This is a genomic window from Streptomyces sp. NPDC059142 (genome assembly GCF_042755665.1).
Taxonomy (GTDB): Bacteria; Actinomycetota; Actinomycetes; order Streptomycetales; family Streptomycetaceae; genus Streptomyces.
On the sequence record NZ_JBHZDA010000123.1, the window covers coordinates 8,624 to 18,229 of the forward strand.

At 72.5% G+C, this 9,606-nt stretch carries 10 protein-coding genes; 5 read left to right on the forward strand and 5 right to left on the reverse strand.

Annotated features, from left to right (window positions below; genetic code table 11):
• Positions 1 to 117: 117 nt before the first annotated feature.
• From ACFXPK_RS29680 to ACFXPK_RS29690, 3 genes are all read left to right on the forward strand, one after another.
• Positions 118 to 519, forward strand: a complete 402-nt coding sequence (locus ACFXPK_RS29680; RefSeq protein WP_385006062.1) for a hypothetical protein — start codon at positions 118 to 120, stop codon at positions 517 to 519.
• Positions 516 to 2,633: a tetratricopeptide repeat protein gene (locus ACFXPK_RS29685; protein ID WP_385080178.1), complete on the forward strand. Its 2,118-nt coding sequence runs from the start codon at positions 516 to 518 to the stop codon at positions 2,631 to 2,633. Before ACFXPK_RS29680 ends, ACFXPK_RS29685 begins: the two co-directional genes overlap by 4 nt.
• A gap of 111 nt (positions 2,634 to 2,744) precedes the next feature.
• The gene (locus tag ACFXPK_RS29690) at positions 2,745 to 4,361 is read left to right on the forward strand and encodes an alpha-1,2-mannosidase (RefSeq protein ID WP_385080180.1); all 1,617 of its coding nucleotides are present in this window, start codon (positions 2,745 to 2,747) and stop codon (positions 4,359 to 4,361) included.
• Between the two features lie 39 nt (positions 4,362 to 4,400).
• On the opposite strand, the gene ACFXPK_RS29695 is transcribed toward ACFXPK_RS29690, so the two are convergent.
• Entirely contained in the window at positions 4,401 to 5,300 is a 900-nt protein-coding gene (locus ACFXPK_RS29695; protein WP_385006068.1) for an LLM class flavin-dependent oxidoreductase, read from the reverse strand.
• A gap of 220 nt (positions 5,301 to 5,520) precedes the next feature.
• Positions 5,521 to 6,468, reverse strand: coding sequence for an RNA polymerase sigma factor SigF (locus tag ACFXPK_RS29700; protein WP_385006070.1), 948 nt, complete (start codon positions 6,466 to 6,468; stop codon positions 5,521 to 5,523).
• Positions 6,469 to 6,739: 271 nt separating this feature from the next.
• On the opposite strand from ACFXPK_RS29700, the gene ACFXPK_RS29705 reads away from it, so the two are divergent.
• On the forward strand, positions 6,740 to 7,108 hold the full coding sequence (locus tag ACFXPK_RS29705) for an STAS domain-containing protein (protein ID WP_385006072.1): 369 nt from the start codon (positions 6,740 to 6,742) through the stop codon (positions 7,106 to 7,108).
• Positions 7,109 to 7,526: 418 nt separating this feature from the next.
• Positions 7,527 to 8,015, forward strand: coding sequence for an ATP-binding protein (locus ACFXPK_RS29710; RefSeq protein ID WP_385080182.1), 489 nt, complete (start codon positions 7,527 to 7,529; stop codon positions 8,013 to 8,015).
• A 152-nt stretch (positions 8,016 to 8,167) separates the two neighbouring features.
• On the opposite strand, the gene ACFXPK_RS29715 is transcribed toward ACFXPK_RS29710, so the two are convergent.
• Genes ACFXPK_RS29715 through ACFXPK_RS29725 form a run of 3 tightly spaced genes read right to left on the reverse strand, consistent with a single transcriptional unit; the run spans position 8,168 to position 9,485 of the window.
• Positions 8,168 to 8,575 (reverse strand): hypothetical protein, encoded by a 408-nt coding sequence (locus ACFXPK_RS29715; RefSeq protein WP_385000384.1) that lies wholly within the window; start codon positions 8,573 to 8,575, stop codon positions 8,168 to 8,170.
• A complete protein-coding gene (locus tag ACFXPK_RS29720) occupies positions 8,572 to 9,063 on the reverse strand; it encodes a hypothetical protein (protein WP_385080184.1) in 492 nt (163 codons plus the stop codon). Before ACFXPK_RS29720 ends, ACFXPK_RS29715 begins: the two co-directional genes overlap by 4 nt.
• Entirely contained in the window at positions 9,060 to 9,485 is a 426-nt protein-coding gene (locus ACFXPK_RS29725; protein WP_385080185.1) for a hypothetical protein, read from the reverse strand. Before ACFXPK_RS29725 ends, ACFXPK_RS29720 begins: the two co-directional genes overlap by 4 nt.
• Between the last annotated feature and the right edge of the window lie 121 nt (positions 9,486 to 9,606).

The window sequence follows — 9,606 nt, forward strand, 5'->3', positions numbered from 1 at the left end:
GCCCCCGTACCGGAGGGGCCGCCGGGCCCGGTCGCCGCTCCGGATCGCTCTGGAGGGCGGCGCGCTTCCGTGCCATGATTCCGGGTGTCCGAGGATGCTGGGCGAGGGGGAGACATCATGGACGCTCTGGCTGTCGCGGCCGAGGTGACGCCGTACATCACGGCAGCGGTGGGCGCGTACGGGACCGCGGTGTTGACCCGGTCCACCGACACGGCCGCCGATGCCACCGTCTCTCTGGGACGCCGGATCGCGCAGCGTCTGTGGGGCCGCGAGGAGAGCCGCGCGGCCATCGAGGGCGCCGTCGCCGATCTGGCGGAGCTGCCGGACGACGAGGACTTCCAGGCTGTGCTGCGCGCCCACATCAAGCGGGCCCTGCGCGACGACCCGGAGCTGACGGCGGAGATCGCCCGGATGCTGCCCGCCGGTGACACCTTCACCGCCTCCGGAGAAGGGGCCGTGGCCGTGCGGAACAACTCCGGGATCATCAGTACGGGCGGCGACGCCACCATCCAGCGATGACCGGCTCCCCGGGCGCCGGGGCCTCCGCCTCCGGGGACCGCGCGGCGGCTGCGGGCACCAACCACGGCATCATCAGTACCGGCGACGGCGCCACGTTCGACCAGCGCACCGTCCATCTGCCCGCGGCGGCCCTCCGGGCGCCCGCCGAAGTCGAGGCACCCGGCGCGCTGACCAACCTGCCGGCCCCGCCCAGCCCCGTCTTCGTGGACCGGCAGACCGACATGGCCGAACTCCGGGCGGCCCTGAACGACGAGCTTCCGGCCACACCGTCGGTGGTGCACGGCCTGGGCGGCGTGGGCAAGAGCACGTTCGCCCTCCACTTCGCCCATCACCACCGGGACCGCTACAACCCGGTCTGGTGGATCCCGGCGGAGACGCCCAGCAGCATCACCGCCGCGCTCGCCGGTCTCACCGCGCGCATCAACCCGTACGCGAACCTCGCCGCCACCAGCGGCGCGGAGAACGCCGCCTGGGCCCTCAACTGGCTCCAGACGCACGAGGGGTGGCTGCTGGTCTTCGACAACGCCACCTCACCGCGCGACCTGGAAGCGGTCATCGGCCCGCTCGGCTCGGGCCGGCACCTCATCACCAGCCGCCGCTCGACCGGTTGGCGACGGCTCGCCAGGCCACGAGGGCTGGAGACGCTGCCGGCGGACGCGGCGACGGAGCTGCTCGTACGGCTCATCGGCGACCAGGACGACGGCGACGGATCTTCGGGTCCGGGTGGCTCGGGTGGCGCGGGTGGCTCCGGCGGTCCGGGTGACGTGGCTGGCTCCGGCGGTCCGGGTGGCTCGGGTGGCTCTCTCCTGGAGCGGATCGCCACCGAACTGGGCCATCTCCCGCTGGCGTTGGAGCAGGCGGCGGCCTACATCGAGTACACGGCGATCACCCCGGCCGTGTATCTGGAGCGCCTGCGCGACCATCCCGCGCGGATGTTCGCCGCGTCGGTGACCGGGGCGTCGGAGGCGGCGGGGGAGGACGACAACCACCGTACGGTCGCCCGTATCTGGCAGCTCTCCGTCCAGGCCATCACCGCGGAGAGCCCCCTGGCGGGGGAGATCCTGCGCACCTTCGCCTGGTTCTCCTCCGAGCCGGTGCCGCGCGAGCTGGCCCACGCCCTGCACGACGATCCGTTCGTGGTGGACGACGCCCTCGCCCTGCTGCACACGTACAGCATGATCACGCTGACGCCGCGGGCCTTCTCCCTCCACGGGCTGGTGCGGGCGGTGGCCCGTACCCCCGACCCGGTGGATCCGAACCGCGCGGCCGAGTCGATCGCCGAGGCCCGGGAGCGCTCCGTGCGCGTGATGTGGCGGTCGCTGCCCGGCGATCCGGTCTTCGACGTCACCGGCTGGGGGCGCTGGCGGGAGCTGCTTCCCCATATCCACGCCCTGCTCGCCCTGCTCGACCCCGCGCGGGACACCCGGGCCACGGCCGACATCGCCTTTCTGACCTCGGGCTTCCTCCAGGGGGAGGGCCAACCGGACCAGGCGGTCGCCTACGGCCGGCGCGCCGTCGACGCCTTCGTACGGGTCAGCGGCCCGGACGACCCGACGACCATGGCCGCCCGCAGCTTCCTCGCGAGCGCCCTCCGCGCGGCCGGTGACCTGGAGAGCGCCCTGCCCCTCCACCTGAGCAACGTCGAGCACAGCGTGCGCGTCCTCGGCCCGGACCATCCGGACACCCTGGTGGCCCGTGGCAACCTCGCCTATCTGTACGACCTGACGGGGGAGACGGCCCGCGCCCTGGAGCTGAACCGGCACAACCTCGGGGACTACGAACGGACCCTCGGCCCCGACCACCCCCACACGCTGAACGCGCGGGCGAATCTGGCCAGTTCCTACCGGGCGGCCGGGGACGTCCCGAGGGCCGTCGCGTTGCACGAACGGTCACTGGCGGAGTACGAACGGCACTTCGGCCCCGACCACCCCGAGACCTTCACCGTCCGCAGCAACCTCGCCTGCACGCTGGAGCTGGCGGACGACCTCGACCGTGCCGTCGCCCTGCACGCCCGCGTGCTCGCCGACCGCGAGCGCGTCCTCGGCCCGCACCACCCCCATGTCGCGCTCGCCCGCCGTCTGCTCGCGGCGGCGCAGCGGGCGCAACCGCGCTGACCTGCGGTTCAGTTGGCGTCACGGGGCGTTGTCAGTGGGCGTCGGTACGGTTCTGGAGATGCCGCCGGTCCGCGTCGTTCGGGCCGGCACCGTACGATGCTAGGACTGCCCATGGAACCGGTTTTCGCCGACTTCTCCACCCGCCCGGCCCGGCTGTCGAACGCCGTCGTCGGTCATCACCGGTGCGGGGTCGCCTCCTCGCATCTCGCGCTCGGCGGCGGCGGACACATCAAGCTGGACTTCGCGGTGGACGAGCGGGAGAAGACCGCGGAGGCGGTCGTCACGGTGGTCACACTCGGCGGCGACGCGCCGATGGACGTCAGGCTCAACGGCGAGGCGCTCGGCGGGCGTCCGGCCGTTCCGACGGGCGGCGGGGACGGTCTGGGCGGCGTGGGCGGCCGGGGCGGGGCCCGGCAGGAGGACGTGTCGCGGACGGTGTACACCGTCCCGGGCGGTCTGCTGACCCCGGGCGACAACATCCTGGAGATACGCAGCCCCGAGGGCGCGGACACGCTGCTCAGGCTGCGGGCCGTCACCGTGGACCCGGCCCGGGACGGCGGGCGCGCGGAGCGGGCGCTCGCGGCCAGGACGGCCACCCGGTCGGTCGTCGCCTTCACCACCGAGCGCCGCGCGCCGGGCGCCGCCGTGTGGCAGCCCGCTCCCCGGCTGCTGTTCCACCTCGACGCCGGTCACCGGGCCGTGCCCGCCCATCTCGCCTGGCGCGGCACCGACGGTTCGGAGGCCGCGATCGGGCTGCGCGCCGATCTGTCGGGATTCCAGGGGCACTGGCGGGAGGCCGACGGGGCGCTCGCCGAGTACCGCGGTGCCCTCGCGGCCCGTACGGCCTACCCCGAAGGCACGGCCGGCGCCCCCCTCCACCTCTTCGCGACGGAGGAGGCCGCGGGCGAGCGCTGGTCCCCGTCCGGGGAGCTGAAGCTGCTGCTCGACGCGGGCGGCGCCCCGGTGGAGCGGGTGTCCTGGACCGACCGGGGCGGCAACACCGCGTCCGTCGCGCTCAGCGCGACCGCCCCCGCCGCGACCGCCCCCGCCGCCGCGGCGCCCGCCACCGGCGAGCTGCGGGACATCACCGACACGGTCACCGAGGTGCGGGCGAGCGAGGAGTTCGACGCGGGCGGCGAGATCGCGGACAACCTCCTGCACGGCCACCGCACCAAGTGGCTGGCCCATGACGACTCCGCCGAGCTGGAGTTCGTCCTGAAGGCCCCCGCGGCGGTCACCGCGTACCGGCTCACCTCGGCGAACGACGCCCCGTACCGCGACCCGCGCGACTGGGAGCTGGCCGGTTCGTACGACGGACGCACCTGGGTGGACCTGGACTCCCGGGAGGGCGAGCGCTTCCGGCGGCGCCACGAGACGAACGAGTACCGCTTCGCCAACACCACCCCGTACACCCACTACCGCCTCTCCGTCAGCCGCAACGCGGGCGGCGACGAGACCCAGCTCGCCCGGGTCGAACTCCTCGCGGGCGAGGCCGTGGCGGGCCCGACGCCCGACGCCGCCGACTTCACCGGCTACCGCACCCCCGCCGGGGGCGAACCGGTCGGCTACCGGGGTACGACCGTCCCCGGCCCCTGGTCCGGAGAGGAGCCGCAGGACGGCCGCGCGGAGGAGCTGCTCGCCGGCGATCTGGGGGAGACGGCCCGCACGCTGGACGACGCGGCCCGTCTCATCGGCAAGCTGGCGGCGTACATGAAGAACTCCGGGTGAGGCGCCCGCGTCCCTCCGTACCGGCCCGGGACCCGAGCGTCAGCGCGTGAGGTGCGCCAGCGCCGCGCCGACCTGCTCCAGCGGATCGTCCCCGACCGGGCGCAGGACCACGGTGCCGGCGCCCGCGGCCCACAGGCTCTCGATACGGCGGGCCGTCGTCGCCGCGTCGCCCGCCGCGAGGAAGACCTCTTCGCGCGGGATGCCCAGCCATCCGGTGTACTCCTCGACCACCGGCGCGACGGCCGTGGCGACACGGTCGGGCCGGTCGTCCACGAACAGGTGGGTGAAGGCGATGAGTTCGTGCGGGCGGGCGGCGGACGCGGACGCGCGGCCCTTCGCGATCGTGTCGAGCGCGGCCCTCAGCACGTCGGGACCCTGGCCCTCGGCCATGACCGTACCGTCGGCCACGCGCCCGGACAGCTCCAGCGACCGGGGCCGTACGACACCGGCCACCAGCGGCGGCGCCACCTCGGGGGGATGGACCAGACGTACGCCGTCGATATGGACCGCGCGGCCGTCGACGGTCGTGGTCTCACCGGCGAGCAGGCTCCGTACCGCCGTGATCGTCTCCTCCAGCAGCGCGAGCTTGGTGGGCGAGGCGGCGCCGACCTGGGCCATCCAGTCCGGGGAGCCGTGCCCGATGCCCGCGATGATCCGGCCGGGGAACACCCGTGCCAGCGTGGCGAGTTCCATGGCGAGAAGGGCCGGGTTGCGCAGCGGCGCGGGCATGATGCCGATACCGACGCGCAGCCGCGTGGTGGCGGCCAGCGCGAGCGTGGCGGAGGAGACCGAGCCCGCCCAGGCGAGGTCCTCCACGACCCACAGGTCGTCCACGCCCAGCTCTTCCACCGCGGTGGCGTACGCGGCGAGGTCTTCCGGGCGGCCGTCTCTGTCGAACATCACGCCGATACGGCGGTTGGCAACGAATTCACTGGTCATCCGACGACCCTACTGAGCCCGGCGCGGAAGCCGGCGGGTTTTCCGCGACCGCCCCGCGACCACCCCGCGACCGCCGTGACCGCCGTGACCGGGTGCAGGACCCCGAGCGGCGCGCCCAGGCCCTGACCGGGCAACCGAATACGCCCGCCCCCTCGTTCAGGGGACGGGCGCACGGCGTGACGGAAAGGGACGGCGGGTCGGGGTCTTCACTCCGGCCCGCTCACTCCTCCAGCGTCAGACCCTTTCTGAGCTTGACCAGGGTCCGGGTGAGCAGCCGCGACACGTGCATCTGCGAGATGCCCAGCTCCTCCCCGATCTCCGACTGCGTCATGTTCGCGACGAAGCGCAGGGAGAGGATCGTGCGGTCACGCGACGGCAGCGTCGCGATCAGCGGCTTCAACGACTCGACGTACTCGATGCCTTCGAGGCCGTGGTCCTCGTACCCGATCCGGTCCGCGAGCGCGCCCTCGGAGTCGTCGTCCTCGGGCTGTGCGTCCAGCGAGCTGGCGGTGTACGCGTTGCTCGCCGCCATGCCCTCGATGACCTCTTCCTTCGTGAGGCCGAGGCATTCCGCCAGTTCGCCGACGGTGGGGGCGCGGTCGAGGCGCTGCGCCAGTTCGTCGCCCGCCTTGGCGAGGTCGAGGCGGAGTTCCTGGAGCCTGCGCGGTACGCGCACCGACCACGACGTGTCGCGGAAGAAACGCTTGATCTCGCCGATGATCGTCGGCATCGCGAAGGTGGGGAACTCGACGCCTCGGCTGAGTTCGAAGCGGTCGATGGCCTTGATCAGGCCGATCGTGCCGACCTGGACGATGTCCTCCATCGGCTCGCTGCGGGAGCGGAACCGGGAGGCCGCGAACTTCACCAGGGCGAGGTTCAGCTCGACCAGGGTGTTACGGACGTACGCGTGCTCGTGGGTGCCCTCTTCCAGGGCTTCCAGGCGGGCGAAGAGCGTCTTCGACAGGGCCCGTGCGTCCACCGCGCCCACCTCGTCGAAGGGCGGGATCTCGGGCAGGTCCAGGGGCCCGTCGGAACCGCCCTCGAAGACCTCGGACGGCCAGGGGTCGTCGGCCGGAGTGACGTCGGTCTCAAGAGCTGCGGGCGGAGTTGCCGACGGCGCGTTCTGGGTACGCGGTTCGTCGAGCCGGGGTGACATGGTCTCCTCCATACGTTCTCGGCATATGGCTGCCGAAGCCGATACGTGTTGCTACGGTTTGCGGCGCCTCCAAGCCGGTCGCGTCGGACGTGTCCTACTAGCCCTACCCGGTAGGCACGGAACGTTGCAAGTGTTAATTGCGGCATATGTCCGCATTGTGGGGGAGTTTGGGTACCGCCTGACGTGTGAAAGGCGTAATGTTCGACGGACGTCATCACCTTGTGATGACGTCGAGACGGACCACTGTCGACATGGTCGACACCATCGGTGAAGAGGGACGGGCATGGACCGCCAGACGGTCGGCAGCGCGAACCGGGGCCGGCTTCAGGTCGGAGTCCGGGCCGAGGGCCGGAGCGAGGTAGTGACGGCGGCCGGTGAGTTGGATCACCATACGGCCGAGCTGTTGCGGGAGCCTCTGGATGACGCCGTTGGGCGGGGCCGGGTACGCCTGGTGATCGACTGCTCACAGCTCGAATTCTGCGACTCCACCGGGCTCAACGTACTGCTCGGCGCCCGGCTGAAGGCGGAGGCCGCCGGGGGCGGGATCCATCTGGCCGGGATGCAGCCCGTCGTCGCGAGGGTCTTCGAGATCACCGGCGCGGACGCGGTCTTCACCGTTCACGACTCGCTCGCGGACGCCCTGGCCGACTGAACCGGCCCGGAGGGGGACGGACCGGCATCGGTCCGTGCCTTTCGGGTACGAGTCCGGGTGCGAGCCCCGAGTCCCTGGACACCGGGCCCCGCGGTCCCGGCCCTCGGTCCGGACCGCGACCCGGCTCCCGGCCCGTCGCGGTCACCGGTCCGAGCCCGGTTCCATGGGGGAGATCCGGCCCCATTCATGGTGTCTTCTCCCCCTTCTCGCCGCCTCCGGGACGTGTGTGTTGCATGTGTCACGACGTCCGACCCGTGAAGTGGGTGTTGTCACGATTCGGAGGGGCAGAAGACCCCGGGCAGGTCCTGCGGGATCCTGTACTCGCACCATTTGATGAAGCTGTATTGAAGTTGTCTTTGTCGTATTCAAGTCGTACTGATGAACTCACACATTGGTGAATCGGTGAGGTGAAGCGCTGATGAGCACCACCCGGCAGCCGCCGCCGGGCGACCTCGGCCCCGAGTCGGACCGGCCGGGGCATGCCCCCGTGGCGTCCGACGCACGGGTGCGGACGCTCGTACTGGCCGGCGCCAGCGGTGTCGTCCCGCTCGCGCGTGACTTCACCCGCCAGGCGCTCCACGACTGGGGCTGGCTCCCGGCCGCCACCGCCGACCGCCGCGCCGCGGCGGAGGATGTGCTGCTCGTCGTCTCCGAGCTGGTCACCAACGCCTGCCTGCACGCCGGCGGCCCCGAGGGGCTGCGCGTCGCGTACGGCGCGAAGGTGCTGCGGCTGGAGGTCACCGACCTGGGGACGGGCCAGCCCGCGCCCCGCACCCCGCACCGGGCGGGACGCCCCGGCGGGCACGGCATGTTCATCGTGCAGCGGCTCTGCCTCGACTGGGGCGTCGCCAGGACGCCCGGGGCCACGGGGAAGACCGTATGGGCGGAGCTGTCCGCTCCGGCGTGACGCGCGTAGGCCCGCGGCAGGAGGTCCCGTACGGCAGGTGGCCTCGTACACCCCGTACGGCAAAAGATCCCGTACCGCCGTACGGCATGAGGAGCCCGTAAGCGGGGGGGGGGGGGGGCCGGCCGCCCGCGGGCCCCCCACCAAGCAGTCCGTCAGTACGTCTCGATGTGGCCGCTCACCCGGCAGACCAGGTCCGTGTACCGGTCGGTGAAGTCACCGACCCGGTTCACGAAGACCACGTCCCCGGCGAGGTAACACGCGTCCTCGGCGTCCGAGCACCGGTCATCGAGAACGTCGAGATGCAGCTCCAGCCGGTGCCAGCACTCGCCGCGCACGGCGTTCGTCAGCTCGGCGAGCGTGTAGAGCGGCATCACGTACGCCAGCAGCGCCAGCGCCCGGGCGCGGCGCCCGAGCCGCCGCAGCGGGCGACGCCGCATGTTCGCCTTGGCCAGCAGGTCCTGGTACAGGTCGTAATCCGAGCTGGTCCAGGTCTCCATGGCGCCGTGACGCGCACGGAACGCCTGTACCGCGCGGTCGCTGAGCAGGGACACCATGCTCATGCCGCCCCCGCCCCGGTGCTCTCGCTGACGACATGTCCCTCGGGCCAGAAGTGCTCGGCGATCTCGGCTGCGTGCGCCGGCCGCTCCAGCTCGGGAAGCCGGTGGCTGTCCACGACCCAGCAGCCGACCGTCCGCCCGCAGCCCGTGGACTCGCCGGAGGGCACCGCCACCGCGCTCGGAGCGGCCTCGCGTACGGCCCGCTCGGCGTCCACCCGCGACCGGTGCACGCTGTGCACGGCCCCGTCACGGACGACGATCTCCACCGGCGCCTCGGACGCCCGCCACAGCCCGTCGACCGCGTCCAGGAGCAGCCGGGACATCCCGCTCTCCCGGGCGAGCAGCCCCTTGACCCGCTTCAGCTCCTGCTCCAGCTCCTCGACCTGGACACCGAGCCGGGCCGCCTCCTGCGCGTCGACCTCGCCAGCGGCAGCAGCCGCCCGCAGGTCATCGAGTTCGCTGCGGCGGACCAACGTGAACGCAACCGTCATGCCGCACGCTCCGTCCGGGCCGTGGTCCCGTACACGGTGGCGGCATCCGGGCCGACGTCGACGGCGGCGACCAGCGCCTCCAGGTCGGCGACGCTCACGTGCGCGCTGGAGACCGTGATCCGTACGGCGACGTTGCCCTGGCACATCGAGCCGACGATCCCCGCGCCGCCCGGGGTCCGGGTGATCCTGCTGTCGTCCAGCTCCCGGATCAGACCGGGCACCAGACCGGCGGCCTCCCGGCCGACGGTGATGTCGGCCGTGATCGTGCCGGGCGCGATGGTGACCGCGACCTGGACACCGAGCCGGGCCAGGTCCTGGACCTCGCCGTAGACGGTGAAGGTCTCGGCGACGAGGTCCTGCACCCCGTCGGCGGCGGCGCCGGGCCGGACCGGGGCGGAACTCGTGATGCTGGTGATGCTCATGCGATGAACTCCCTGTGGAAGAGCGCGCCGTCGGCGCGGCCCGGGACCTGTCTCTTATACACAAATACGATCCCACCAGACAGTAAAAAAAAGCGGGGGGGGGGGGGGGTGTGGGTGTTGT

Coding starts and splice junctions, on each gene's coding strand:
- ACFXPK_RS29680 (WP_385006062.1), top strand. CDS start 118: ATGGACGCTCTGGCTGTCGCGGCCGAGGTGACGCCGTACATCACGGCA.
- ACFXPK_RS29685 (WP_385080178.1), top strand. CDS start 516: ATGACCGGCTCCCCGGGCGCCGGGGCCTCCGCCTCCGGGGACCGCGCG.
- ACFXPK_RS29690 (WP_385080180.1), top strand. CDS start 2,745: ATGGAACCGGTTTTCGCCGACTTCTCCACCCGCCCGGCCCGGCTGTCG.
- ACFXPK_RS29695 (WP_385006068.1), bottom strand. CDS start 5,300: ATGACCAGTGAATTCGTTGCCAACCGCCGTATCGGCGTGATGTTCGAC.
- ACFXPK_RS29700 (WP_385006070.1), bottom strand. CDS start 6,468: ATGGAGGAGACCATGTCACCCCGGCTCGACGAACCGCGTACCCAGAAC.
- ACFXPK_RS29705 (WP_385006072.1), top strand. CDS start 6,740: ATGGACCGCCAGACGGTCGGCAGCGCGAACCGGGGCCGGCTTCAGGTC.
- ACFXPK_RS29710 (WP_385080182.1), top strand. CDS start 7,527: ATGAGCACCACCCGGCAGCCGCCGCCGGGCGACCTCGGCCCCGAGTCG.
- ACFXPK_RS29715 (WP_385000384.1), bottom strand. CDS start 8,575: ATGAGCATGGTGTCCCTGCTCAGCGACCGCGCGGTACAGGCGTTCCGT.
- ACFXPK_RS29720 (WP_385080184.1), bottom strand. CDS start 9,063: ATGACGGTTGCGTTCACGTTGGTCCGCCGCAGCGAACTCGATGACCTG.
- ACFXPK_RS29725 (WP_385080185.1), bottom strand. CDS start 9,485: ATGAGCATCACCAGCATCACGAGTTCCGCCCCGGTCCGGCCCGGCGCC.